19 protein-coding genes are annotated in these 24,237 nt (G+C 64.8%); 3 read left to right on the forward strand and 16 right to left on the reverse strand.

Annotation, left to right across the window (positions count from 1 at the left end):
* Nucleotides 1-11 precede the first annotated feature (11 nt).
* Nucleotides 12-923 carry a metal ABC transporter ATPase gene (locus tag D7325_RS03940; protein WP_120994235.1) on the forward strand — a complete coding sequence of 304 codons (912 nt, stop codon included), beginning with the start codon at nucleotides 12-14 and terminating at the stop codon, nucleotides 921-923.
* Between the two features lie 17 nt (nucleotides 924-940).
* Here the strand turns inward: D7325_RS03940 and hldE are convergent, their stop codons facing one another.
* Both hldE and msbA read right to left on the reverse strand, forming a co-directional pair.
* Nucleotides 941-2,362, reverse strand: a complete 1,422-nt coding sequence (gene hldE, locus D7325_RS03945; RefSeq protein WP_120994236.1) for a bifunctional D-glycero-beta-D-manno-heptose-7-phosphate kinase/D-glycero-beta-D-manno-heptose 1-phosphate adenylyltransferase HldE — start codon at nucleotides 2,360-2,362, stop codon at nucleotides 941-943.
* A gap of 109 nt (nucleotides 2,363-2,471) precedes the next feature.
* Nucleotides 2,472-4,295 carry a lipid A export permease/ATP-binding protein MsbA gene (msbA, locus tag D7325_RS03950; RefSeq protein WP_120994237.1) on the reverse strand — a complete coding sequence of 608 codons (1,824 nt, stop codon included), beginning with the start codon at nucleotides 4,293-4,295 and terminating at the stop codon, nucleotides 2,472-2,474.
* A gap of 32 nt (nucleotides 4,296-4,327) precedes the next feature.
* Between msbA and D7325_RS03955 the strand changes: the two genes are divergently transcribed.
* Nucleotides 4,328-4,987 carry a protein kinase family protein gene (locus D7325_RS03955; protein WP_120994238.1) on the forward strand — a complete coding sequence of 220 codons (660 nt, stop codon included), beginning with the start codon at nucleotides 4,328-4,330 and terminating at the stop codon, nucleotides 4,985-4,987.
* Nucleotides 4,941-5,804 carry a protein kinase family protein gene (locus D7325_RS03960; RefSeq protein WP_162988002.1) on the forward strand — a complete coding sequence of 288 codons (864 nt, stop codon included), beginning with the start codon at nucleotides 4,941-4,943 and terminating at the stop codon, nucleotides 5,802-5,804. The genes D7325_RS03955 and D7325_RS03960 overlap by 47 nt, the downstream gene beginning before the upstream one ends.
* On the opposite strand, the gene D7325_RS03965 is transcribed toward D7325_RS03960, so the two are convergent.
* The 14 genes from D7325_RS03965 to glnE all read right to left on the reverse strand — a co-directional run bounded on the left by D7325_RS03965 (nucleotide 5,798) and on the right by glnE (nucleotide 24,089).
* Entirely contained in the window at nucleotides 5,798-6,559 is a 762-nt protein-coding gene (locus D7325_RS03965; RefSeq protein WP_120994240.1) for a glycosyltransferase family 32 protein, read from the reverse strand. The two genes, D7325_RS03960 and D7325_RS03965, sit on opposite strands and share 7 nt — an antisense overlap.
* A 54-nt stretch (nucleotides 6,560-6,613) precedes the next feature.
* The gene (locus D7325_RS03970; protein ID WP_245962005.1) at nucleotides 6,614-7,744 is read right to left on the reverse strand and encodes an O-antigen ligase family protein; all 1,131 of its coding nucleotides are present in this window, start codon (nucleotides 7,742-7,744) and stop codon (nucleotides 6,614-6,616) included.
* 95 nt (nucleotides 7,745-7,839) lie between these two features.
* Nucleotides 7,840-9,858, reverse strand: coding sequence for a glycosyltransferase family 25 protein (locus D7325_RS03975; protein ID WP_120994241.1), 2,019 nt, complete (start codon nucleotides 9,856-9,858; stop codon nucleotides 7,840-7,842).
* 6 nt (nucleotides 9,859-9,864) lie between these two features.
* Nucleotides 9,865-10,977, reverse strand: a complete 1,113-nt coding sequence (locus tag D7325_RS03980; RefSeq protein WP_120994242.1) for a glycosyltransferase — start codon at nucleotides 10,975-10,977, stop codon at nucleotides 9,865-9,867.
* Nucleotides 10,964-12,718, reverse strand: coding sequence for a carbamoyltransferase family protein (locus tag D7325_RS03985; protein ID WP_120994243.1), 1,755 nt, complete (start codon nucleotides 12,716-12,718; stop codon nucleotides 10,964-10,966). The genes D7325_RS03980 and D7325_RS03985 overlap by 14 nt, the downstream gene beginning before the upstream one ends.
* 97 nt (nucleotides 12,719-12,815) lie before the next feature.
* Entirely contained in the window at nucleotides 12,816-14,258 is a 1,443-nt protein-coding gene (locus D7325_RS03990) for a lipopolysaccharide kinase InaA family protein (protein ID WP_120994244.1), read from the reverse strand.
* A gap of 70 nt (nucleotides 14,259-14,328) precedes the next feature.
* Nucleotides 14,329-15,066, reverse strand: coding sequence for a lipopolysaccharide kinase InaA family protein (locus tag D7325_RS03995; protein WP_120994630.1), 738 nt, complete (start codon nucleotides 15,064-15,066; stop codon nucleotides 14,329-14,331).
* Nucleotides 15,063-16,067, reverse strand: a complete 1,005-nt coding sequence (locus D7325_RS04000; RefSeq protein WP_245962006.1) for a glycosyltransferase family 9 protein — start codon at nucleotides 16,065-16,067, stop codon at nucleotides 15,063-15,065. Before D7325_RS04000 ends, D7325_RS03995 begins: the two co-directional genes overlap by 4 nt.
* Complete coding sequence (gene rfaP, locus D7325_RS04005; RefSeq protein ID WP_245962007.1) at nucleotides 16,064-16,879, reverse strand: lipopolysaccharide core heptose(I) kinase RfaP; 816 nt, start codon at nucleotides 16,877-16,879, stop codon at nucleotides 16,064-16,066. The genes D7325_RS04000 and rfaP overlap by 4 nt, the downstream gene beginning before the upstream one ends.
* On the reverse strand, nucleotides 16,876-17,997 hold the full coding sequence (locus D7325_RS04010; RefSeq protein WP_120994246.1) for a glycosyltransferase family 4 protein: 1,122 nt from the start codon (nucleotides 17,995-17,997) through the stop codon (nucleotides 16,876-16,878). The genes rfaP and D7325_RS04010 overlap by 4 nt, the downstream gene beginning before the upstream one ends.
* Complete coding sequence (gene waaC / locus D7325_RS04015) at nucleotides 17,997-18,998, reverse strand: lipopolysaccharide heptosyltransferase I (RefSeq protein ID WP_120994632.1); 1,002 nt, start codon at nucleotides 18,996-18,998, stop codon at nucleotides 17,997-17,999. The genes D7325_RS04010 and waaC overlap by 1 nt, the downstream gene beginning before the upstream one ends.
* 43 nt (nucleotides 18,999-19,041) lie before the next feature.
* The gene (gene waaF / locus D7325_RS04020; protein WP_120994247.1) at nucleotides 19,042-20,082 is read right to left on the reverse strand and encodes a lipopolysaccharide heptosyltransferase II; all 1,041 of its coding nucleotides are present in this window, start codon (nucleotides 20,080-20,082) and stop codon (nucleotides 19,042-19,044) included.
* A gap of 80 nt (nucleotides 20,083-20,162) precedes the next feature.
* Nucleotides 20,163-21,086 (reverse strand): branched-chain amino acid transaminase, encoded by a 924-nt coding sequence (locus D7325_RS04025; RefSeq protein WP_120994248.1) that lies wholly within the window; start codon nucleotides 21,084-21,086, stop codon nucleotides 20,163-20,165.
* 57 nt (nucleotides 21,087-21,143) lie between these two features.
* Nucleotides 21,144-24,089, reverse strand: a complete 2,946-nt coding sequence (glnE, locus tag D7325_RS04030) for a bifunctional [glutamate--ammonia ligase]-adenylyl-L-tyrosine phosphorylase/[glutamate--ammonia-ligase] adenylyltransferase (RefSeq protein WP_120994249.1) — start codon at nucleotides 24,087-24,089, stop codon at nucleotides 21,144-21,146.
* Nucleotides 24,090-24,237: the final 148 nt, after the last annotated feature.

Consider the following 24,237-nt stretch of genomic DNA (forward strand, 5'->3'; position numbering starts at 1 on the left):
GAGAAGCCGATATGCCGCGCGTTCTGATCCGCAAGAACCCCTCCGACTTCAAGACCCTGCCCCTGTTCATCGAGGCCAGCGCCGAGGGCCTGAACTACCAGGGGCTCGGCACGCCGCTGAACTTCACCCAGATGATCCATCGGCGTCGCCCGGTCGAAGTGGGCGACCCGGAACGGTTCTCGCTGGAACTGGCGAACCTCGGCGTATCCGTTCGCCTGACGCTGCATTGGCAAGGTCGCGAATATTGGGTACTGGTGCGCCAGCAGCGCCTGGATCGCGGCGATGTCGTGCTCAAGCTCATCTCCGGCTACGTGCCCGCCCATGAACTCAACCTGCCACTGCTCACCGCCGTCCAGGAAATAGCCGAGGAATGCCTGCTCGAAACGCCGGAAGGCTGGCTCTCGGGACGCTTTGGCGATACCTGGCTGCCGACCCCGTACGAAGGCGCCCTGCGCTATCGGGAGGCCGCGCATTTCACCCTCTCATCGCTGACCGGCGCGACACGGTCGGTGCGCTGCAACGGCATGACGCTCATGGAGCGCCCGCGGGCGTACGTGCATCTGCCCACCGCCTCGTTGCAACTGGTCTACGATATGCGCCTCGATCTACCGCGCGAGACCAAGGAGCTGAGCCTGTTCCATGTCGACGAGCGCGTGGAGGAGGATCGGCTGGTGGCGCGGCTCGAGCGCAGCCGACCGGATCTCTACCTCATCCCGCTGCAGGACGGGCGACCGACCGCCGAACTGGCGACCTTGCGCAAAGGACAGCTGACACCGGCCTCGACGCGCGGCCTGTGGCTGGCGGAGAGCTTCGCCCCGCAGCACGGCTGGGTGGTGCGGGACGAGCGTATCAGTTGGAAGGATTGGACGATCCAGCAGGGCCTCGCCGATACCGCGCGAGAGCCCGCCGCCAGCAGCCGCTGAACCTCAGCGGCCGAACCTCAGCGGCTGCGGATCTTCTCGACGATGGCGGTCGTCGAGCTGTTCTCGACCAGCCCCAGCACCTTCACCTCGCCGCCGTAGGCCTGGACCAGCTCGGCGCCAACGACCTGCTCGACACCGTAGTCGCCGCCCTTCACGAGGATGTCGGGCCGAACCTCGGCCAGCAGACGCTCGGGCGTGTCCTCGGAAAAGCTCACCACCCAGTCCACCGCCCCCAGGCCGGCCAGCACCGCCATGCGCCGCTCGACGGCATTGATCGGGCGACCCGGCCCCTTCAGGCGGCTGACCGAAGCATCGTCGTTCACAGCCACCACCAGCCGATCACCCAGCGCACGCGCCTGCTCCAGGTAGGTCACGTGGCCGGCATGCAGGATATCGAAGCAGCCATTGGTGAAGACGATCCGCTCACCGTGGGCGCGGGCATCCTCGACCGCCGTCTGCAATTGCTCGAGCGCCATCACGCCGCGCTCCGAACCTTCCTCCCGCTGGACCGCACGGCGCAGCTCCGGCGCGCTGATACAGGCGGTGCCGAGCTTGCCCACGACGATACCCGCCGCCAGGTTCGCCAGCGCGACCGCCTGGGGCAGCGCCTCACCTGCCGCGATGGCGGCCGCCAGGGTAGAAATGACGGTGTCCCCGGCGCCCGTGACGTCGAACACCTCGCGCGCGCGCGCCGGCAGGTGAAGCTCCGGGAGGTTCGGACGCAACAGCGTCATGCCATGCTCGCCCCGCGTCACCAGCAGGGCCTCGAGTTCGAGCGCGCCGATCAAACCGAGCCCCTTGGCCACCAGCTCGGACTCATCCGCACAGGCGCCGACCACCGCTTCGAATTCCGCGAGGTTGGGCGTGATCAAGGTGGCGCCGCGGTAGATGGCGAAGTCTTTGCCCTTGGGATCGGCGAGCACCGGAATGCCTCGGCGCCGCGCCGCCGCGATCAGGGCTTGGTGGTTCTTCAACGCCCCCTTGCCGTAATCCGACAGGACCAGCACCTTGACCCCCTCGAGCAAGGCGTCGACCTGGGCCGCCAGGGCATCGGCATCCGTCCGGAACGGCTCCTCGAAATCCATCCGCAGCAGCTGCTGGTGCCGGCTCATGACGCGCAGCTTGACGATGGTCGGCTGGTCGGCGATGCGCTGGAAATGCGCAGCCACCCCCGCCGCATGCAGGCTGTCGGCCAGGCTGACGGCCGCCTCGTCCTCGCCCGTGACGCCCGCGAGCGAAGCCGGCGCGCCGAGCGCCGCGATATTCAACGCCACGTTCGCCGCCCCGCCGGGACGATCCTCGACCTGATCCACCCGCACCACGGGAACTGGCGCTTCCGGCGATATCCGCGACGTGCCGCCATGCCAGTACCGATCGAGCATGACGTCGCCGACCACCAGAACCGGGGCTTGGTCAAATCGGGGCATGGATAGCTTCATCGGGGGCTCCACAAGTCCAAAAAATGGGGGCGATCATAGCATGCGAGGCTTTTCGCCCCAGGGCGCTCGGCCTCGCAGCGCCAAGCCACCGCAAGGAACGGGAGCGGGCTTAGTCGGCCTCCGAGCCCGCTGCCGGCACGCTTTCGTCGAACTGTCTCGAGTGCAACCGGGCGTAATAGCCATTGAGGGCCAGCAGTTCGGCATGCGACCCACGCTCGACGATTTCGCCCCGGTCCATGACCAGAATGAGGTCCGCCTTCTCGATCGTGCTCAGGCGATGGGCGATGACCAGTGTCGTGCGGCCATGCATGACCTTGTCGAGGGCAGCCTGGATATGCCGTTCGGACTCGGTATCCAGCGCGGAGGTCGCCTCGTCGAGAATGAGCACGGGCGCGTCCTTGAGCAGCGCGCGGGCAATTGCCAGGCGCTGGCGCTGACCACCCGAGAGCAATACGCCGTTCTCGCCGACCAGCGTGTCGTAGCCCTGCGGCATCTTTTCGATGAACTCGGCCGCGTACGCATCTTCGGCGGCCTGCCGGATCGCAGCCAGCGGCGCTCCGGCAAGATCGCCATACGCAATGTTGTTGGCGATGGAGTCATTGAACAGGGTGACGTTCTGGCCCACCAACGCGATATGTCGTCGCAGATTACGCAGGCGATAGCGCTCCAGATCCAAGCCGTCGAGCAGGATCTGTCCGTGCTCGTGGTGGTAGAACCGGGGGATGAGGTTGGCGAGGGTGGACTTTCCACTGCCGGAGCGGCCCACGAGGGCAACCATCTGGCCTGGCTCGACGGCGAAGGAAATATCCCTGAGCACCGGTGCATCGCTACCCGGATAGCTGAAAGTCAGGCCCCGCACGTCCAGCCGACCGCTCACCCTTTCCCGCTCCTCGGCGCCCTCATCGGTCTCCGGCGCCTCGTCGAGCTGTTCGAAGATGCTCTCCGCCCCGGCCACGCCTCGCTGGATGGTGGAGCTGACCTCCGAAAGCTGTCGAATCGGCTTGGGCAGCAGGCCAGCCAGGGAAATGTAAGCGACCAGATCGCCTGCCGACGCATCGCCGCGCAACAGCAGCACCAGGAACATGAGCACGGCCATGGCGCAATAAATCACCAGTTGCAGCGTTGGCGTGTACACCGCATTGGTCTTCACCATTCTCAGCTGCTTGGCCTTGTTGTCCGCGCTGGCGTGAAGGAAGCGCTCCTGTTCGTACGGCTCACCCCCGAAGCTGCGCACCACGCGGTAGCCGTGGATGGTCTCGGAGGCCACGTGCGTCACATCACCCATGGCCGCCTGAATCTTCTTGCTCTGCTTGCGGAATTTTTTGCTGGCGCTAGCCACCATCACGCCAATGACCGGCAGGATCGCCACCATCACCAGCGTCAGCTTCCAATTCATCCACAGCAGCGTGGCAAAGAGAAAAACGACCGTCATGCCTTCGCGCACGACAACCTTGATCGCGTCTGTCGCCGCACCCGTCACCATCGTCACGTTGTAGGTGATTCGCGAGATCAGGTGACCCGAGTTGTTGCTGTCGAAGTAGCGGTTCGGCAAGGTCAGCAGGTTGTTGAACAGCGACACCCTCAGGTCCTGCACCAATCCCAACGAGACCTTCGCCAGGAAATAGTTGCCCAGGAACGAGCCCAGCCCCTGCCACAGCGCAATGAGGATGATGAGCAAGGGCACGGCCTGGAGGAGCTTCAAATCAGCCAGCCAGGGCTGGTCACTCAGATACGGCACCTGAGCGAAGAAGCTCGCCTCGGGGTTGTTCAAGCCATCGACGAAAAACTTGAGGATGTAGCCGAGCATTGGCTGGGTCGAGGCGAAGATCAAAAAACCCAGCAAGCTGATCGCAAAGGCCCCCGAATAGGGCACGACGTAACGCAGCAACCGCATGTACACCTTGAGGCTGGATTGCTGGGTAGAATTGGCCATTCGGCAGGCCCCATGACGGCTAGAGGAACAAGATGCGGATTGTAACAGCGCAGGAATTGGAACGCTGGCTGGCCACGGGAAAGGTTCTCGAGGCCGATGCCAGGGGGCCGAAGGTCGTCGCGCTGGATGATCGTTCGTTCCTCAAGATCTTCCATACTCGGCGGCATCCGATGCTGGCGCGCCTGCAGCCGGCTGCACAGCGCTTCGCCAATAATGCCGCCCTGCTGCGGCGATTGGGTATCGCCGCGCCAGTGGTGACCGAAACGTTCTGGATCGACCGCAACCGGGGCCTGAGCGGTTGCCTGTATGAGCCGTTACCAGGCATCTCGATCGACACCCTGTCGAAACAATCCCCCGAGCGCCTGGAAGAAGTTCTGCCTCGCCTGGCCAGTTTCATCCGCGGCCTGCATGGCAAGCGTCTGTATTTCCGCTCGCTGCATATCGGCAACATCCTTCTGCTGCCCAGCGGCAACTTCGGTTTGATCGACTTTCTCGACCTGAAGCAAAACAGACTTCCTCTTTCCAGGTGGCATGTCCAGCGCAACCTTCGCCATCTCAGCAGCCACCTGGAGCGTCGCAAGAATATGGATTTTCCAGCCGAAGAACTTTTTCGGCTGTATCACACGGACAGACAGGAGCACGAGCATGTGTCGCTCAAGGATCGGCCAGTACAGAGTCAGCGAAAACCGTAAGCACGCGAACACCCGGATCGACGCCCAGCAGACGACCATCGACGACAGCGTCGTCAGAACCCTCGTGTCGACTCGACGCACCCTTGCCCGAGAACGCTTGACCAGCGTCTGCATGGGCATCGACGGCGAGAAGGTCTTTGTCAAAACAACATGTATCAGGGGGCTGCCGGCAAGATTTCGCATCAGCCTGGGATTGCGCCGGTCGTCCGGCGCCTACGATTGGCCGATGGCCGAGTTGCGTAACAACCTCGAAGCACGCAAGCGAACTGAAGCCATACCGCGACTGCGCGGCTATGGCTTCATCAAACGCTTCGGATTCGTGAGCGAAATGTTCCTGGCATACGAGCATCTGGACGGCTACATCCATGGCCTGGCGTGGCTACGGCAGCAACCCAACCAGGCCACTGCATTCGCCCAGGCGGCGCTCGGCCTGCTCACCATGCTCAACCGGAAAGGCCTTTATCATCTGGATCTCTGGGCCGGAAACATCATGCTACGGCCCGATGACCTTTCCATGCTCAAGGCAATCGACCTTGAAAACTGCCACATCGGCGATACCGCGTTCCTTGGCGAAACGCTGGGTTACCAATGCGCCTTCCTGTACCAGTACGCCATGAATGATTTCATCGCCGAAGCAGACTATGACGCTTTAGTGTTCGCCCACCTTGATCGGCACGAGCCGCACTTGGACATGACAGCCTTCATGCCCTTCTACACTCGCTTCAAGACGCTGGGCGCCGGCCGCAAGGAGCGACGACTCATTCCGACGAAGGGCCTCCTGATTCCCGGCAAACCTGCGAAACGGACCACTTACTGAGCATCGTCGCCCGGGCCCGGTCCTCGCCTGGCGCGGCTCGCGGCGACCGCCAGACGGTATCGCTGCAGCGCGATCCAGGTGGACATCTGTTCAGGAAGTTTGCGAAGCGCGCGGACAGTTCGGCTTGCCGCGCTCTTGTGCGCACGCGGGCGCCATGTCCCAGCATACAGATGACGAGCCAAAGGCCGAACGTCAGCACCTGCGGCGCCTCGTGCATCAGCCAGACGCCCGATGCGCAGTACCCGTTCAGCGTCGATAGCCTGATCCCTGTCATCGCCAGAAAAGCCATGAGCGAGAAGCAAGCGGCTGACCTCATTTACATTGACCAGCTCCGAAAGGCGCGTGCAATCGAATGCCGTAGCGTCGTAATAAGCCAGCATGGCCCGAGGCAACCAGTGATCGCTCACCGCCCCGATGATGGACGTCGAGAATCGGCCTTGGTCCTCCAGGCCGATGAAGAAGTCGGCGCCATGTAGCTCGCTCAGCGGCTGAAGGACCTCGACGTCGACATCACAATAAATGCCGCCTTGCTCCTGAAGCGCGAGCATACGAACGTAATCCGATACGAAGGCGTAGCGGCCCGCTGCATAGGCGGCAGCCGTGAACGAGTGAGCGGCCGGATCGAATCGCGATTCGTCCCAGCGAACCAGTTCGTACTCAGGCAACCGAAAAGCCCAGGAAGCAAGGCAGCGCCTCGCCTGCAACGGCAGCGGGTTGCCACCGAACCAGCAGTAATGCAGCCGCTTCGGAATCATGGGGTACAACCCCGCCCGGCACCTTGCATTTCGCGCCACCTCGGGCGATAGCCATCAAGCCTCATGTCCACCAGCCTCGTTGGACGCAATTACCGCCTGTCCACCGTCGGCCGACGCCGAGCATTTCTCGGCCAACAGACACAGGCACAGGAACAGCGGCAACCAAACGGTGAACCATTCCTCGCGCGGCTTGACCCAGGGACCCATGCCGTCCGTGAACAGCGATACGCCGGCAAATGCAATCAGGGAACACAGGGCCAGGCCACGAGGGGTTGATCGGCGTCTGAATGCCTGGACCAGCACCACCGCTTGCAGCGCGAGCCACAGCAGCAAGCCGATTACACCCAACTGGATCGCCAAGTGCAGATACAGATTGTGTGCGTGCTCGAACTCGATAGGTAACCCGGCGACGGGCAACAGGTATTCAGCGCCCAGCCCCTGACCGACCCAGGGTGCGAGTTGCAGGTATTCATAGGCGGACGCCAGCAACTGCGGTCGGTAAGACAAACCACCACGCAACACGACCTCCGGCATCAGTACGGCAGCTGCGCCGATTAGGGCCAAGGCCATAGCCAATCCCGCAATCAATAGGCGGGAGGGACGGCACAGCGCTGCGAAGGCGAAGGCGCAGACAGCCGCGAGCAATGGGCCCTTGCTGCGCGACATCAGCAGGAACGCAAGGTAGCCAATACAAGCGGGCAACCAGGCCCAACGACGCAGCGCAGGCGCAAGATCCGAGCGAAGGAAAACCAGCAACACACCCAACGCCCCCATGACATGGCTGGCGAGTATCGTGTGATCAAGATGGCCCGTCCCAACCGCTCTCACCTGCCACGGGTTTCCTTCGAACACATACATATCGACGAGTGAAACCCAGGCGACAAGTCCGCCCAGCAGCGCACTGTTGGCGACCGATCGCCAAAGCAGTAACGGATCGAGGGCCGCAAGCGCTACCCAGGCATTCGCCGCGAGCAGCACATACAGCAGGACCTTGAATCGTCGTTCCTCGCCGCCCCAGCCGAGCGAAAGGGCTGCCCAGGCGGTCACGATCAGCAACGCGACCAGCAACCCCCGGTCCCACGCCTGGCGAATGATCGGAAACAGAAACAGCCCCACGATGCCCGGCAGCCACGCCAGAAGAATCAGTCCCTGATGGTAGAGCTTGCTGCTAGGCAATAGCTGCATGCCCAGCAGGAACCAGACGACTCCAGCGCTGAGCCACAGGCTCAGGCATCTCACCCTCACTGCACTCCGATCAGCGGATACACCCGGCCTCTCTTTCATCTGGACCATTCCCAATAGCGAAGGCGCGACCATAGCCGCTCGAGCGTTTGACGCGTCTTCAATTTGGGCTTCCTGACGCAATGCTCGATATCGCTGAGCACCCCTGTCTGCTGTTCGGCCAGACGAGGCACGACCATCAAGGCCTGGATGGTTGGCAGCAGGCGCTCGGAGTAATACCAATCGATCGGCAATCCGGACGCCGGCGCTTCGTCGAGTATGCGCTGATAGATCGAGGCGTTTACAACGTAGGCATGAGCGAGCCGGACCCGGCTGACTCGCTTCAAATTGCGCGTGACGTGCTGCGTGGTTCCGCCCTTTTTGAGGGTGCCGCCCAGATACAAGAGATCCCACGACGCCGCATGGATCTGTTTCTCGACCGTTTGCAGCACTTTGCGCGTATAGGGAGCGAACTCGCAGTCGTCTTCCAGAATCAGCACATAGGGCCAACCTTGGGCCTGAGCACGGGCAATGATTGCCAGATGACTGCGCATGCAGGCCCAGGTCGCCCGAAGCTTGTGTTCGAAATCTTCGCGCGGCCCGTCGATACGCTCGAGGAACAGGCGCAACGCCGGCGAGGGCGTGTCGCTCCCAAGCGCCAGGGCGGACACTGCGGAGAAGCGGTTGACCGACACACCTATCCGGGCCCGCACATGCGCGTCCAGCCACGCCCAACGATCCGGGCGGGCATCAAGATTGATCACGTACCCGTGATCGAACGGCCAAGGCACCGAAGCGGGCGCTATCGTGACGGCATCTGCCGCTGATAGCCGTTGCGGGAGGGATACGCCAGAAAGTGGCTGGTGCTGCAAGAGTTTCTCCAGTAAGTCGAGGTTTCGCCCTAAACCGTCTACGCCGTGCGCCAAGTGGTGATCGGCAAAGCGGCTGGAAGCATCCAGGCGTTCCAGATACCCGGCTTGCACCTCCTCCAGGGCATGAGCCAGCGCCTGCGCGGAGCTGATTCGCGGCCCGAAGAAATCTTCCTGCTTGAAGATGTCCACGTCAGCCGAAGCGTTCACGAACAGAACAGGCCTGCGAGCCAGCGCCGCCTCGATTACGGCATTGGACATGACATTGATGACCACCCAGGATTGTTCCAGCGCCTCGGCCAGGGAGCATTCGGCCGGTAGCACCTGCACGTTGCTCAGCGTACTGGCGATTTCCTGCCAAAAGGGCACCTTGCTGCGAGGGTGAGCTTTGACGATCAGCCGATAGCGAGGATGCTCACGGGCCCACTCGGCAAGAAGCGCGTAGGTCCGCTGATAGCCAGGAAGCTTCTCCTTGTCCGGCCCGACCCCGAGAACAAGGATCGCTCCCTCCTCCGGTTTCACCGCGGGCAAGTCATAGGCACTATCGACCATGTGCGAACCGGCCAGGACGACGGTGGATGATCCGAACCGCACCGGACGCGCCTGTAGTCCTTCGAGTGAGCTCTGGCCAAACACGAAGTAGTAGTCGTAGTCGTTCATGGCCAGGCGTTGGGAGGCTTCCACCGTCGTGGCATGGGCCAGGTGGACGAGCAAGCGGCCCTTGCGGTTCAACGCCTCGCGAAGAAACGGGCTGTAAAGGCTGCCATTGCGATCGTTCAGAAGAACCTGCGGCTGATAACGCTCGACAAGCCACTCGGCATGGGCGGCATAGCCGTAATAACGCGTGGGCACGAAGCCCGCCGGACTCGTGAGCTGCCGTCGTTCGAGCATGTCGCGAATGTCGGGTAGTGCCGTTTCGGTCAGTCGATGCCCACGGGCTCGAAGCTCGCTCATGAATCGGCGCTTGCGCTGGAACCCGATGACCTTCGGTGCCGATTGCAAAAGCAAGAAATCACAGGGTTCCGCCGATACCGCACCAGCCAGGCGCCATTTTGCGCGACTGCCGAACCACCAGTCCTTCAGTGCGTCCCGCATGAAGCGCACCGCACTGCCAAGGACACCGTGGCGTTCCCGCAGCAGCAGCCATCGATAGCGATCGAGCGTCCTTGCCTTGTCGGCCAGTGAGTTACTGGTGGTTCTGGTCGTCATCAACCTTCATCCCAGTTGCCGAACCATCGGCAGGGACCAGAAGCGTGTCCGAGCAGCGGTATCGGAGAATACCGAGGCGAGCCTTTGGCGCTGGGACTCTAACAATGCCGGATCAGCCTCCTGCAACGATAGTCGCAGCAACACCTTGGCCATGCCCTGCGGCTGCCCTAGCTGGAACAGGCAGTGCTCGTCGGCGATGACTTCGCGGCCGCCTCCGCAATCACTGCAGAGGGTCGGCACGCCAGCAGCCATCGCTTCGAGCAACACCATGCCGAATGGCTCATGATCCGATGTCAGCGCGAACAGGTCGAATGCCTTGAAGTAGCGTCGCCCCTGCGGCACCTGCCCCAGAAATCGAACGCGGTCAGTCACCTCAAGCTCGGAGGCAAGCCGCTTGAGCTCCGCTTCCAGACGGCCGCTGCCCATGATGGCGAGCACGCTTCCAGGGGGCAGCTGTGGGGCTGCCAGGGCGAAGCCACGAATCAGCGTGGCCTGATCCTTGTCCGGGTGCAGGCGACCGACATTACCGATGATCCACGCATTCTGCGGTAGGCCTAGCGCTTCGCGCGCCGCGGGGCGGTCGAGCTGCTCGGCCTGCACCGCCTCGACGTCGATGCGGTTGTAGAGTGTCTCGATGCGTTCAGGGGGCCAATCCGGCAGGCAGGCGCGAATATCGTCGCGCACCGAATCGGAGACCCCCAGCAGCGCCAGGCGCTGGCGAAACAGCTTGGCCAGCAGGCGCCGTGAGCGTCTTTGGTAGACGCCGAATGCATGGTTCACGCCTATCACCGGCAGCTTCGTGGCCAGCAGAGCAATGTAGGTTGGCTTGAAGCGATGAGCGATGCAGAAGCGGAAGTTGCGGTCCCTTACAAGACGTCTTAGCGCACGCATGGCGCCCAGCTTGAGACCCCGCACCTCGGCGCTGCCATAGTCGAGAAAGCGCACGTCATCCGACGCCGACTCCCGGACGACCGCATCATTCGGCGCGCCCGTCAGATAGACCGTGCACACCTTGTACGGCGTCCCCTCGAACAGCGCGGCGTACTGGCGGGCACAATCGAGGAACGGCCCGTCATAACCGTGGCAAAACTGCAGCACCCACTGCTCAGGCGGCGTCATACCGGTCCTTGCCGTCCTTGATCACGAGAATGTCTTCCATGATCAAGTACTGCAGATCAGACCCATAGAACATATCCAGCGCATCGGTCGGTGAGCAGATCATCGGCTCGCCGCGGCGATTGAGTGAGGTGTTGAGGGATACGCCGTTGCCGGTGAGCTTCTCGAGTTCGACCATCAGGTCGTACCAGCGCGGGTTATGGCGGCGCTCCAGCACCTGGGCGCGGGAGGTGCCGTCTTCGTGGACGACTTCTCCGACGCGCTCTTTCCACGCCTCGTTGACCTCGAAGGTGAAGGTCATGAAGGGGCTCGGGTGGTCGACCTTGAGCATCTGCGGCGCGACGGTGTCGAGCATGGACGGGCAGAATGGCCTCCAGCGTTCGCGGAACTTGATCTGCTCGTTGATGCGGTCCGCCACGCCCGGAATGCTGGGGCAGCCGATGATCGAGCGGCCGCCGAGCGCGCGCGGGCCGAACTCCATGCGGCCCTGGAACCAGGCCACCGGGTTGCCGTCGACCATGATCTTCGCGATGCGCTCGGGCATGTCGTCGATCTTCTGCCAAACCGGTTTGTTCGGATGACGCGCACAGGCAGCGATGACGTCTTCGTTGCTGAAGGACGGGCCGAGGTAAACGTGCTCCATCTTCTCCACCGGCACGCCGCGCTGATGAGACACATAAGCCGCGGCGCCGACCGCCGTGCCCGCATCGCCGGACGCGGGCTGCACGAACAGCTCCTTCACGTCGGGCCGAGCGATGATCTTCTGGTTCAGTTTGACATTCAGCGCGCAGCCGCCCGCGAAGGCGATCTTGCCGGTTTCTCGGATGATGCCGCCGAGGTAGTAATCCATCATCTCGAGCGCCAGCTTCTCGAACAGCGCCTGCATGCTCGCCGCGTAGTGGATGTACGGGTCGTCAGCGATGTCACCCTCGCGCTTGGGCCCCAGCCACTCGATCAGCTTGGGCGAAAAGTAGTAACCCTTGCCCTTTTCCTTGTAGCGGCGGAAGCCGATGACGTTGGCGTAATCGGTGTTGATGGTCAGCTCGCCATTTTCGAATTTGGCGAGACGCGAGAAGTCGTATTTGGCCGCATCGCCATAGGGCGCCATGCCCATGACCTTGAACTCACCGTCGAGCATCTCGAAGCCCAGGTATTCGGTGATCGCGCCATACAGGCCACCCAGCGAATCGGGATCGTAGAACTCCTTGATCTTGTGGATGCGTCCGTTCTCGCCCCAACCGAAAAAGGTGGTGGCGTACTCGCCCTTGCCGTCGATGCCGAGGATGGCGGTCTTTTCGGTGAAGCCCGAGCAGTGATAGGCGCTAGAGGCATGCGCCAGGTGGTGCTCGACCGGCTCGATCCTGACCTTTTTGAGATCGAATCCGAGCTGTTGCAGGCACCACTGGATGCGCTTCTTGTAGCGGTGATAACGGCGATTGCCCATGAAGATCGCGTCGAGCGCACGGTCCGGGGCGTACCAGTAGCGCTTGGCGTAATGCCAGCGGGCCTTTTTGAAGATGCTGATGGGTGCGAATGGAATGGCCACGACGTCGACATCGGCCGGCTTGATGCCAGCCTGCTCCAGGCAGAACTTCGCCGACTCGTAGGGCATGCGGTTCTTGGCATGCTTGTCCCGCACGAAGCGCTCTTCCTCGGCGGCCGCGATCAGCTTGCCGTCGATGTACAGCGCAGCAGAAGGATCATGGCTGAGGGCGCCGGAAAGGCCGAGAATGGTCAATGCCACGGTTGAAAGCCTCTTGAAAGCAGCCGGAAGTTCGAGGCAGCGCGCCTGGAGCTTCCGTACAGGTGTGATTCGACCCCGCAGGGCTTTTCTTCCAGCTTCAAGCCTCGGGCCTCAAGCTGTCTTTCGGTAAACGTGCATCCAGCAGTCGATACAGCGCCGACTCCCTCGGCCAGTTGCGCAGAAACCTGGCCCTGTCTCGCGCATAGGCGCGGGCGAAGCGCGTATCGCTGCGATGCTGACGCATGGCATCCAGGTCGATCAACGCCCAATGCTCACCCGTCCACATCAGATTGTGCCCCTTCAGGTCGCCATGACTGATGCGCTCGCGCACGAGCGCGGCAAACAGCTGCTCGAGTGCGTTCAATTGCTTTTCGGGGGGCGCATTGTCGAGGTACGGCTCGAAAGCCGCAATGGCGTCGTGCCCCTCGAGGAACTCGGTCACCAGCCACGCCCGCCCGCGCAGCCAGCAGCAACGCGACTCGCGGACGGCGATCGGCCTGGCGGTACCGATGCCGAGGAAGCCCAGGCGCTGGCCCTCGATCCAGCTATGCCAGGCGCGACTGGGCCGCCAGAAGCGTTTGAGCCAGTGCCCGAGCCCCTTGATGTTGTAGCGCTTGAGCAACAGCGGCTGCCCGTCATGCGGGACGCAGGCGACCGTTGCCGTGTTGCCGTCCTTGTACAGGCGCACCGCGCGCGCCATCAGCGCATCGGGATCGTCCAGCAGCGCGCCGAAGCGCTGGAGATCGGCCCGGCGGACCGCCCTGAGTCCTTGCGTCCCTCGCTCGACACTGAACAGGCTGCAGTCGCGGCCCGCCTTTTTCAGGTAATCGCGCAGGCGCCACTGCCGGACGCGTCGCACCTCGGCGCGCAATGCCTGCGCATCCAGCGCATGCACGGAGTTGGCCTGTCGATAAGGCTCCAACAGCCGTGGGATGTGGTCGTCGACGTCCGCGGGTAGCTGAGCGAAGAACACCGCCAGGTTCTTCGACGCCCGTTCCGCCGACAGCGGCGCCCCGGCACGCTCGGCGTGCACGCCGCCGCCATCGACGACATGGAGCCTGCCGTCGGCCCGCAGGAGGTTGTCCAGGTGCAAGTCGTCCTGCCAGATCCCCTGGCGATGCATCTGCGCCACGAGCATCAACGCCTCGCCCAGCACGTCTCGCTGAGCCGGCGACAGGCAGGGCTCGGCCTCGTGACGGCGCCAGGCATCCCAGAGGCTTTCGGCCTGCTCGAGAAACGCGAACAGCAGCCAGCCGCCCTCGCCGTCCTGCCAGCCGTCATCAAGCAGAGGTGCCGTCGGCATGCCGGCCTCGACGATCGATCGCGCCCCGGCACGCTCGCGCGCATAGGCCTTGGCAGCGCGCGGACCGACCAGCAGCTTGGCCAGCACGGCGCGGCCCTTCCAGACCCCCCGGCCGACGTAACGCTGCCCTGGCAGCACACGCAACCAGGCGTCGATGATCAGCTCCGCGCCGCCCAGCCGCAGCGAACAGGGCACCGCGGGCTCGCGCCCGGCGCGGGCGAGCGACGCAAGGGTCATCGCATCTTCTCCGAACGCGGGCCGCAGACAGCCCAGCGCCGTTGCCCAGACGAGGATGGAAGACGGCAGCTCATTCGCGCCCCTCGAAATACCGCAGCACCGCGGCGATCCGCCCCTTGTCCTGGGCCTGCAAGCGGCGCCGCTCGATGTATTGCAGGTAGAAGCGCAGGCGCTGGGTTCGGCTGAGGTGGCGCTTGGCGAGCTTGTCCAGGCAGGCTAGATCCTTGATGACCCGGCGCGTAAGGAACGGGCCGCGCCAGAAGGTGCCGGCAGGGCAATCGATGAGAAACAGCCGGGCCTCGGCATCGACCAGCAGATTGCGCCACTTAAGGTCGTTATGGGCGAAGCCGTGGCTGTGCAGGGTGCGTGTCGCCGCCGCCAATTGCAGGCTGACCTGCTGCACCCAGCGGGCATCATCGAGCCTGGGATCGCCGGCGCTGGCCATGTGTGCGAGGTCCTCGGAGGTTTCGATCTCCCGGGTCACCAGCGCGCCGCGGGCGAATCGTCCGGCCCGCCGCTCGGCACCGTAGGCAACGATCGGCGCCGTCGGGATACCCCAGCGCTGGAACAGCTGGAGGTTCTGCCATTCGGCCTCGACGCGCGAGCGACCGAGGAAACGTCGCAACCCCTTGCCTGCCCCCTGGTAGCGCTTGACGTAATAACGCACGCCTTCGTGCTCGACCCGGATGACCTCCGAAAGCGGATCGCGCGTCAGCGGTTCGCCCTCGAGCGCAAAGACCCGGTCCAGGCTGCCGAACGGTTCGGTGAGCCTGCCGCACGCGGGCTCGAGTACCCAGTGGCTCCTCATCGGGACGCCCGGCAGGCCAGCGCCGAAGGGATGCGCCACAACGGCACGAAGGGCCGCCAGACATGACGCCCGCGCACCTTGAAGGTCAGCAGGGGCGCGATGACCTGGTTGTGCGGATTGAAGCCTGGCCGCCAGACGAAGTCAGGACGTTTGCGAGTGATCGTGAAGGTGCGCAGCCCCATCAGCGACCCGAGATGGCCGCCACCCGAATCGTTGCTGATGACCACCTCGCAGCCGGCCAGATGGTCCATCAGGTGCTTGATCGAGTCGAACGAACGTACCGGAAACGGCCGCGCCGCCGCCTCGATCTGCGCCTGCTCGACTGGCATGCAGACGAATTCGACCCGCCAGCCCAGTCGCTCCAGGCGCCTGGCCAACCTGATGAACCCGTGCAGCGAGTAGTTCTTGCTGGGCTCGGGCGTGGTCGGAAAGATCGAAACGCAGGGCCGCGTCGCCTGGCCCGCCGTGGGCAGGTGCACCTGCACAGGCTCGTCGCAAGACAGTCCGAACACCTCGCGCGCATAGTGATCGACCCACTGCACCATGCTCCACCCGGTCCGCGATTGCAGGCACAGGGGCCGGCAGGCGCCGGCGAAGGTCATGCCCGCCACGGTCACGGCGCGGCCGTCGAGCGCCAGCGAGCGCGGCAACTTCTTCGCCGTGACATAGGCGACGTTCGGCGCCTGCAGGACGTCGTCGATGGCCTCTCCGGTGCGGTGCAGCCAGTTCACGTAGCTGACGACCAGATCGTGCGTCGCGGCCAGCTGCGCCAGGCTGAGGCCCGCATCATCCTTCAGCTCGATCCACGGGAAGTAGGCCTGGGCCGATACCAGCAACCCGGAATGGAAGCTGACCTGCGCCCCGCTGCGGTGAAAGATCCAGGCCAGGTGCAGGTAGAGCGTGACGTCGCCGAGCGCCGGGCAAGGTACGACGGCGACCCGCTTGGCCCGGAACGCCGCGTTCGTCGGCGTCAACTGCCCTTGCCGAGCGGCGACGCTCACAGCGCGCCCCCGTAACGCTGCTTGCGCGCGAGCAATCGGGCAGCCTTGCGTTCGAGCCGCCGCAATAGGGCCTGCTCCTGCGCCAGAACCTGGCGCAGCGGTCGCTCGAAGTAACGACGTAGAAAACGCAGTTTGTCGCGTTCGGTCAGACCAATGCCAAGCGCTGAAAAGTAGAGCCCGGCCAGGTCCTTGTCCCGCCAGCGACGCGGCACCGCATCGCGTGTCTGGGCGCGGTGCAGATCGATCAGCGACAGCCGCAGCGCATCGGGCGCCACCGGCGTGTCGGTGTGCAGCAGGAAGTGGCAGATATAGAAGTCGCGATGGTTGACGCCGGCGCGGTGCATGGTCCCGGCCATGCGGGCGACCTCGGCGATCAGGGCGCGCTTGATGACCGGAGAGGGCGGCCGCTCGAGCCAGTCGGCGGTGTAGTCCTCGAGGCTGATCGTCGGCGCCAGCTCCTCGGTGATGATGAACGAATGCTGCCGCGCCGGATTGGCGCCCCGCTCGCCGTAGGCCACCGCCGTCATCGTCGGCACGCCCGCCTGGTGCAGCCTTTCCAGCGCCCGCCATTCCTGGCCCGCGCCGAGCACCGGACGTTTTCCGAGCGACAGGTTCTTGAAGATCTCGCCCCAGCCGATACCGCGGTGGATCTTGACGAAATACCCCCGCCCGGCCACCTCGGTGCGCAGCGTGCGCCGCCCTTCGAGCGCGCGGTAGACCTGGCCGTGCAGCGCCTCGACGGCCTCGAACGGATCGCGATCGGCCCAGAGCGTGGCGAACGGCGCCTTGAGGACCAGCGCCTGCGTCTTCACGAACGCGCTCCGAGAATGACGTCCGCCGCCCGCTCGGGCATCGAATACAAGTCAGCCTGGTCGGCGAACGCCAGGGCATTGGCCGACCAGTGACGACGCGCCTCATCGTCGACCAGCATCTCGGCCAGCAGACGGTCCAGGGTGCGCTGTTCGAAGGGGCTGGGCACCACTCGGCCGGCCTTCGCGTCATCGATGTAATGGGCGTATCCGCAGACCTCGGTGGCCAGCACCGGCAGACCGGCGACCAACGCCTCGAGCAGCACGGTGCCCGTGTTCTCGTTATAGGCCGGGTGGATCAACAGGTCCGCGCCGAGCATGAAGCGCGGTACGTCGCTGCGGCCCTTGAGAATCTCCACCTGATCGCCGATGCCGAGCGCCCGGACCTGGAGCAGGAACGGCTTGGGATCATCCTGACCGATCACGATCAGCCGGGTGCGCCTCTTCAGCGGCGCCGGCAGCGCGGCGATCGCCTTGAGGCTGCGGTCCAGGCCCTTGGTCTTGAAGCCGGACCCGATCTGCACCACCAGCAGGTCGGTCTCGCCGAGGCCGAATTCCTGCCGGAACGCGGCGCGAATGTCGGCCGCATTGGCGGGTGCGCGGCGATCCGCGGCGATACCGGGCGGCAACAGGTGAAAGCGCTCGGCGGGCGTCCCGTAGTGCTTGACGAACAGCGGCTGCTGCACCTCGGAAATCATCAGGATTTCGGTGCGCGACTGCGGCGCGAAGACGGCGCGCTCGTACTCGGCGAAGTGCCGGTAGCGCCCCCACTTGCGGTACAGCGGGTTGCGCAAGGTCTGCGCCTTGTCTTCGAAGCAGGGATCGGCGGCGTAATACACGTCCAGCCCCGGCATCTTGTTGAAACCGACGACCCGGTCGACCGGCCGACGCTCGAGGTCGGCCTGCACCCAGGCGGTGAACTTCTCGTTGCGGCTATGGTTGAACAGCGCCTTGACCGGCGCCACCAGCACCTCGAAACCGGCCGGTACCTCGCCTTCCCAGATCAGCGTGTAGACGCGGATCGAATGGCCGCGGCGCTGACATTCCTGGGCGATGCGAAGGAAATCGCGCTGCAGCCCACCGAAGGGAAAATACTTGTAGAGCACGAAGGCGAGCTGCATCAGGCCGTCTCCGCCCGAGAAACGAGGGTTGCCAGCGCGTCGAGCACAGGGTCGGGCGTCAGGTTCTCGAAGCAGGGCTTGTGGCGGTCGCCGCGCCCGGCATTCGGGCCTTCCGCACAGAGATGGACCTGGCCCGGCCCGTAGGCGCCGACCCGGCCGGGCCGCGTCGGACCGTACAGCGAAACACCCGGAACGCCGAGCGCTGCCGCCAGGTGGCCGAGCCCGGTATCGACCGCAATGCAGGCACTGGCGCCAGCGATTTGCGCCGCCACGCCGGTCAGGTTCAGGCGAGGCAGGACCATCACGCCCGCCAACCCGTCGGCGATCCGCTCGGCCCGCAACCGCTCATCCTGATTGCCCCACGGCAACCGCACCCGCCAGCCCGCCGCGACTGTGCGCTCGGCCAGCTCGCGCCAGAATGCCTCGGGCCAGTGCTTGCTCGGCCAAGTGGTGCCGTGCAGGAACAGCAGATAGGGCTCGTCCGGCTGCCCGGCCAGGCGCGATCTGTCGAGGCCGTAATCTGCCGGCGACGGCGGCAGCGGATAGTCGAGCGCCTGCGCGAACAACTGACGGACCCGCTCCAGGGCATGCTGCTCGACGGGAACGGCATAGCGCCGATCGTAGAAGCGCGTCGCCAGCGGTTCGCGCGCGCTGCGCGCATCGAGACCGGCAACCGGCGCATCGACCAGCCGCGTCAGCCAGGCGCTCTTGAGCAAACCCTGCGCATCGATCACCAGGTCATACCGACGCGCGCCCAGGCGCTGCTTGAAACCTGACCATTCGCCGCTGCGCCAGGTTTGCCAAGGGCTCTTGCGCCAACGACGGATCGCGACCGGGATCACCTCGTCCACGGCGGGATGCCAGCGGGGAATCTCGGCGAAGCCTTCCTCCACCACCCAGTCGAAACGCAGCTGCGGGCAGGCTCGATGCGCATCGGTCAGCGCCGGCAACGTGTGGACGACATCCCCAAGCGACGAGGTCTTGATCACCAGCACTCTCAACGGCATTCGCTCCCGCTAGCGCTTGCACACAGACCGGAACGGCTCATGGCGACTTGATCTCGACAGGGTGCGGCACCAGCCGATCGAGGGCTTCCTCGACCAGCCCGGGCCGCAGTTCACGCATGCAGTTGTTGTGACCGAACCGGCAGGTGCGCTCGAAGCAGGGGCTGCAATCGAGCCCCAGGCGGACGACCTCCACCTGCTCGGATAGCGGCGGGGTGAACGCCGGCGAGGTCGAGCCGTAGACCGCGACCAGCGGCCGACCGAGCGCCGCCAGCACATGCATGAGCCCCGAATCGTTGGACACCGCCGCGTCGGCGCAGGACAGGAGGTCGATCGCCTCGGCGAGGGTCGTCTCGCCTGCGAGGTTGATCGACTCTTCGCGCAAGCCCGGAATCAGCAGCTCGCGGATTTCCTCGCCCACAGCGTGATCGTTCTTCGAGCCGAACAGCCAGACCTGCCAGCCCTCTCGCACATGACGCTCGGCCACCGCCGCGAAATGCGCCGCCGGCCAGCGCTTCGATTCACCGAATTCCGCCCCTGGGCAAAGCGCCAGGACGGGCCGGTCCAGCGCCAGCTCGAAGCGCGCCAACGCCCGCTCCCGGCTCGCCGCGTCGATTCGCAGCGAGGGCCGCGGATACGGCTGCGGCAAGGGCTGATTCGGCTCGTAGGCCAGCGCCATGAAGCGCTCGATCATCAACGGGTAGCGGGCCTTGTCGAGCCGGCGGATATCGTTGAGCAGCCCGTAGCGCATCTCGCCACGCCAACCGGTTCGCAGCGGGATGCCCGCCATGAACGGCACCATCGCCGACTTCAGCGAATTGGGCAGCACGATGGCCTGGTCATAGCGCCCCCGCAGGCCCGACGCGATACGCCGACGCGTGGCCAGATCGAGCACACCGTGACCGAGCGGAAAGCTCAGCGCCTCGTTCACTTCGGGCATGCGCTGGAGAATCGGCCGGCTCCACTCGGGCGCCAGCACATCGATCCGACACGCCGGATGGCGCTGTTTGAGGCAGACGAACAGCGTCTGCGCCATCACCATGTCGCCTACCCAGCTGGGTCCCACGATCAGAATGTTCATAAGCCGAAAGCCATAAGCTTGAAGCCGGAAGCAGGAGCCGGAGCATTGCCACGTCCGGCTTCAGGCGCCCGGCTCCGGGCTTACTTGACCAATGTCCGCCATTCCGGGTGCGCGGCGGTCTTGCCGCTCACCAGGTCGAAGTAGGCCTTCTGCAGCCGCTCCGTCACCGGGCCCCGGCGACCCGCGCCGATCTGGCGGCCATCGACTTCGCGAATCGGCGTGACTTCCGCGGCGGTACCGGTGAAGAACGCCTCGTCGGCGATGTAGACCTCGTCGCGGGTGATGCGCTTCTCGACCACCTTGATGCCAAGTTCGTCGGCCAGGGCCAGTACGGTGCCGCGGGTGATGCCGTTCAGGCAGGCGGTGACTTCCGGCGTGTAGACCACGCCGTTCTTGATGATGAACACGTTCTCGCCGGAGCCTTCGGCCACGTAGCCTTCCGGATCGAGCATCAGGGCTTCGTCCGCGCCGCCGGAAATCGCTTCCTGAAGCGCCAGCATCGAGTTGATGTAGGCGCCGTTGGACTTGGCGCGGGTCATCGAGATGTTGACGTGATGACGGGTGAAGGAGCTGGTGCGCACCTTGATGCCCTGGGTCAGCGCGTCTTCGCCCATGTACGCGCCCCAGTGCCAGGCGGCGACGATCACATGCACCTTCAGCCCGGTAGCACGCAGGCCCATGCCTTCCGATCCGTAGAACACCATCGGGCGCAGGTAAGCCGACTCGAGGTTGTTCTCGCGCACGGCGGCGCGCTGGGCCTCGTTCAGCTCGTCCTTGGTGAAGGGGATCTTCATGTTCATGATGTGCGCCGAATCGAACAGGCGATCGGTATGCGCGTCGAGCCGGAAGATGGCCGTGCCGTCAGGCGTGTCGTAGGCCCGCACGCCCTCGAACACGCCCATTCCATAGTGCAGCGTATGGGTCAGGACGTGGGTCGTGGCGTCGCGCCACGGCACCAATTCACCGTCATACCAGATCACACCGTCACGATCGGCCATCGACATCGTTGCCAGCTCCTCAAGAATGCGTTTCGTAGTCGCCAAGGGTTCAGGACGCCGGGCTCAGGCGAGTCCCAGCTCGCGCCAGATCCGCATGACGGACTGCCGCTCGGGTTGGAATTGATCCGCGCTCACCACACCGGGCAGCTTTTGCAGCGATTGCCGGTGGGCGGCCGCGCGATAGGCCTTGTATGCATCCTGCAGCAAGTTCACGTCCTGCGCGGACAGCAATCCGGCGTCCCCGAGCCCGTCGAGAATGCGGATGTTATCCGTGTAGCGCAGCAGCGTCGGATGCCTGTGCGACCACGCCAAGGCCGCGTATTGCACCATAAATTCGATATCCACGATACCTCCGGCGTCCTGCTTGAGGTCGAACACGGCGCCCGGATCGAAGGCGTTCGGCCCGCGTCCGGCGGTCGTCGCGCGGGTGCCGAGGCTGTCGCGCATCTTCGCGCGCATGGCGCTGACCTCGTCGCGCAGCGTGGGCAGGTCTCGCTCGCGACCGAGCACCGTGGCGCGAACGCGCTCGACGTCCCGCCCCAGACGCGGACAGCCGACCAGCACCCGCGCACGGACCAACGCCTGATGTTCCCAGGTCCAGGCTTCGCCGGCCTGATAGCGCTCGAAGGCCGCCAGCGAGCTGACCAGCAGCCCCGCCGCCCCCGACGGACGCAACCGCATATCGACGTCGTAGAGCTGCCCTGAGGTCGTCTGCGTCGTCAGCAGGTGAATGATCCGCTGACCCAGGCGCGTGAAGAATTGCGCGCCATCGATCGGCTTGGGGCCGTCCGTCTCGGCATTCGGGTCGCCATCGTGGACGAACACCAGGTCCAGGTCCGAGCCGTGCCCCAGTTCCAGCCCGCCGACCTTGCCGTAGCCGAGGATGACGAACGCCGGATCGCACAGCGAGCCATCGCTGCGCAGGGGCTGCCCGTGACGCGAGACGGTATGCCGCCAGGCCAGCGCCAGAACCTGCTCGAGAATCGCCTCCGCCAGCCAGGTCAGGTAATCGCTGACCTTCATCAGCGGCAGCGTGCCGGCGATTTCCGACGCAGCCACGCGCAGGCCGTGCGCCAGCTTGAAGTGCCGCAACGCCTCCATCTGTTGCTCGAGGTCGTCCTCGGGAATGCGCACCAGGCGTTCGCGCAGCTCGGCAGCCAACTCCGGCGCTTGCGGTGGGCTATATAGGCGCCCGGCATTGAGCAGCTCGTCGAGCAGGATCGGAAACCGCGCGATCTGCTCGGCGATCCAGGGGCTGGCCGCGCAGAGTTCGACCAGGCGTTGCAACGCGCCGGGATTCTCGGTCAGGAGGACGAGATAGGCCGAGCGTCGCGCCACCGCCTCGACCAGCGGCAACACCCGCTCGAGCACCAGATCCGGGTTCGCCTGCTCGACGGCCATCGCCAGCAGCCGTGGAATGAAGGCGTCGAGGCGTTCGCGCCCCATCCGTTGCATGGTGCGCACCCGGTTGCCATCCCGCAGGGCGGCCAACCGCTGGCAGGCCGCCTGCCCATCGGCAAAACCGGCCTCACCGAGCTGGCGACAGGCCGACGCTTCGTCCCAGGCCTCTTCCCAGAGCGGCAGCCATTCGCCACCCGCCAGCATTTCGCCGTCGCTCGCATCCTCGTCGTCGGGGCTGGCGATAACCTGGCGAAAATGCTCGGCGATGCGTTCGCGCCACCGGTCGAGCTGCTCGCGAAAATGCGTCCAGTCATCGAACCCGAGGATGAAGGCCACGCGCGCGCGATTCGTCTCGTCTTCCGGCAGCATCTGCGTCTGCCGGTCGTCGATCGCCTGCAAGGCATGCTCGGTATAGCGCAGGAACTCGTAGCCCTCGCGCAGCTCGGCGACCACCTCGGCCGGCATGTAGCCCTTGGCTTCGAGGGTCGCCAGCACGCCCAGCAGGGGACGCTGCTGAAGCGCGAGGTCGCGGCCGCCATGAATCAGCTGGAACGACTGGGCGATGAATTCGACCTCGCGGATACCGCCCGCACCCAGCTTGATGTTCTCGGCCATGCCCTTGCGCTTCACCTCCCGCTGGATCAGCAGCTTCATGTCGCGCAGCGCTTCGATCGCCGAGAAATCCAGGTAGCGCCGGTAGACGAACGGCTTGAGCATCGCCAGCAGCTCGTCGCCCGCCGCTCGATCGCCACCGACCACGCGCGCCTTGATCATGGCGTAGCGCTCCCAGTCGCGGCCCTGGTCCTGGTAGTACTGTTCCAGCGCGTTGAAGCTGAGCACCAGCGCACCGGAGGAGCCATAAGGCCGCAGGCGCATGTCGACGCGAAACACGAAGCCGTCGACGGTCTTGGCATCGAGCGCCTTGATGAGCTTCTGGCCGAGCCGAATGAAGAACTCCTGGTTGTCCAGCGCCCGCCGCGCGCCCTGGGTTTCGCCACCCTCGGGATAGCCGAAGATCAGGTCGATGTCGGAGGACAGGTTCAGCTCGCCCGCGCCGAGCTTGCCCATGCCCAGGATGACCATGTGCTGAGGCTCGCCGCTGCGGCGACCGGTCGGCGTGCCGAACTGCTCGCGATGCCCCCGGTACAGCCACTGGTAGGCCTGATCGATGCAGGCATCGGCCAGGTTGGAAAGATCGCGGCAGGTTTCGGCGAGATCGGCCTGGCGGCTCACGTCCCGCCAGACGATCCGCACCTGATGGCGATTACGAAAGCGTCGCAGCGTTTCGGCCAGCGAGTCCTCGCTGGCGCAGGATTCGAGGGCCGAGCAGAGCGTTGCGGCCAGCTCGCCCTGTTCGAGCGAACGCTCCAGCAGGCCCTCGTCCGCCAGCCCGAGCAGCATGGCGGGATCTCGACTAATCTGGTCGCTGACGAAATCGCTGGCGCCGCACACCCGCACGAAGGCGTCGCGCCGGAACTCCGGCCAGGCCAGGAAACGAGGCCGCGCGTCTTCCGTCAGCCCATCGAGGGCAGCGAGGAACGACTCTTCGGCACGGCGGACAAAAGGCAGGAGCGGGGCCGGCAACGCGACGTGTCGGGGCAGGCTCATGAGTACTTCCTAGAAAGGTCGAAACCGCCGTTCCAGCGCAGTCGCGACAGGGCCTTCGAGAGTACGTCGGCATCGCCCCGGGCCTTGCGTACGCCGAGCTGCAGCCGCCGCAAATGTAGTTTTACTACTGAAGGATGATGGCAGGGGG

This window comes from Stutzerimonas urumqiensis (assembly GCF_003640395.1).
Taxonomy (GTDB): domain Bacteria; phylum Pseudomonadota; class Gammaproteobacteria; order Pseudomonadales; family Pseudomonadaceae; genus Stutzerimonas; species Stutzerimonas urumqiensis.

Bases quoted from the DNA above. Each gene is read 5' to 3' on its own strand.
- D7325_RS03940 (WP_120994235.1), top strand. From the start codon at position 12: ATGCCGCGCGTTCTGATCCGCAAGAACCCCTCCGACTTCAAGACCCTG.
- hldE (WP_120994236.1), bottom strand. From the start codon at position 2,362: ATGAAGCTATCCATGCCCCGATTTGACCAAGCCCCGGTTCTGGTGGTC.
- msbA (WP_120994237.1), bottom strand. From the start codon at position 4,295: ATGGCCAATTCTACCCAGCAATCCAGCCTCAAGGTGTACATGCGGTTG.
- D7325_RS03955 (WP_120994238.1), top strand. From the start codon at position 4,328: ATGCGGATTGTAACAGCGCAGGAATTGGAACGCTGGCTGGCCACGGGA.
- D7325_RS03960 (WP_162988002.1), top strand. From the start codon at position 4,941: ATGTGTCGCTCAAGGATCGGCCAGTACAGAGTCAGCGAAAACCGTAAG.
- D7325_RS03965 (WP_120994240.1), bottom strand. From the start codon at position 6,559: ATGATTCCGAAGCGGCTGCATTACTGCTGGTTCGGTGGCAACCCGCTG.
- D7325_RS03970 (WP_245962005.1), bottom strand. From the start codon at position 7,744: ATGCAGCTATTGCCTAGCAGCAAGCTCTACCATCAGGGACTGATTCTT.
- D7325_RS03975 (WP_120994241.1), bottom strand. From the start codon at position 9,858: ATGACGACCAGAACCACCAGTAACTCACTGGCCGACAAGGCAAGGACG.
- D7325_RS03980 (WP_120994242.1), bottom strand. From the start codon at position 10,977: ATGACGCCGCCTGAGCAGTGGGTGCTGCAGTTTTGCCACGGTTATGAC.
- D7325_RS03990 (WP_120994244.1), bottom strand. From the start codon at position 14,258: ATGACCCTTGCGTCGCTCGCCCGCGCCGGGCGCGAGCCCGCGGTGCCC.
- D7325_RS03995 (WP_120994630.1), bottom strand. From the start codon at position 15,066: ATGAGGAGCCACTGGGTACTCGAGCCCGCGTGCGGCAGGCTCACCGAA.
- D7325_RS04010 (WP_120994246.1), bottom strand. From the start codon at position 17,997: ATGCAGCTCGCCTTCGTGCTCTACAAGTATTTTCCCTTCGGTGGGCTG.
- waaF (WP_120994247.1), bottom strand. From the start codon at position 20,082: ATGAACATTCTGATCGTGGGACCCAGCTGGGTAGGCGACATGGTGATG.
- D7325_RS04025 (WP_120994248.1), bottom strand. From the start codon at position 21,086: ATGTCGATGGCCGATCGTGACGGTGTGATCTGGTATGACGGTGAATTG.
- glnE (WP_120994249.1), bottom strand. From the start codon at position 24,089: ATGAGCCTGCCCCGACACGTCGCGTTGCCGGCCCCGCTCCTGCCTTTT.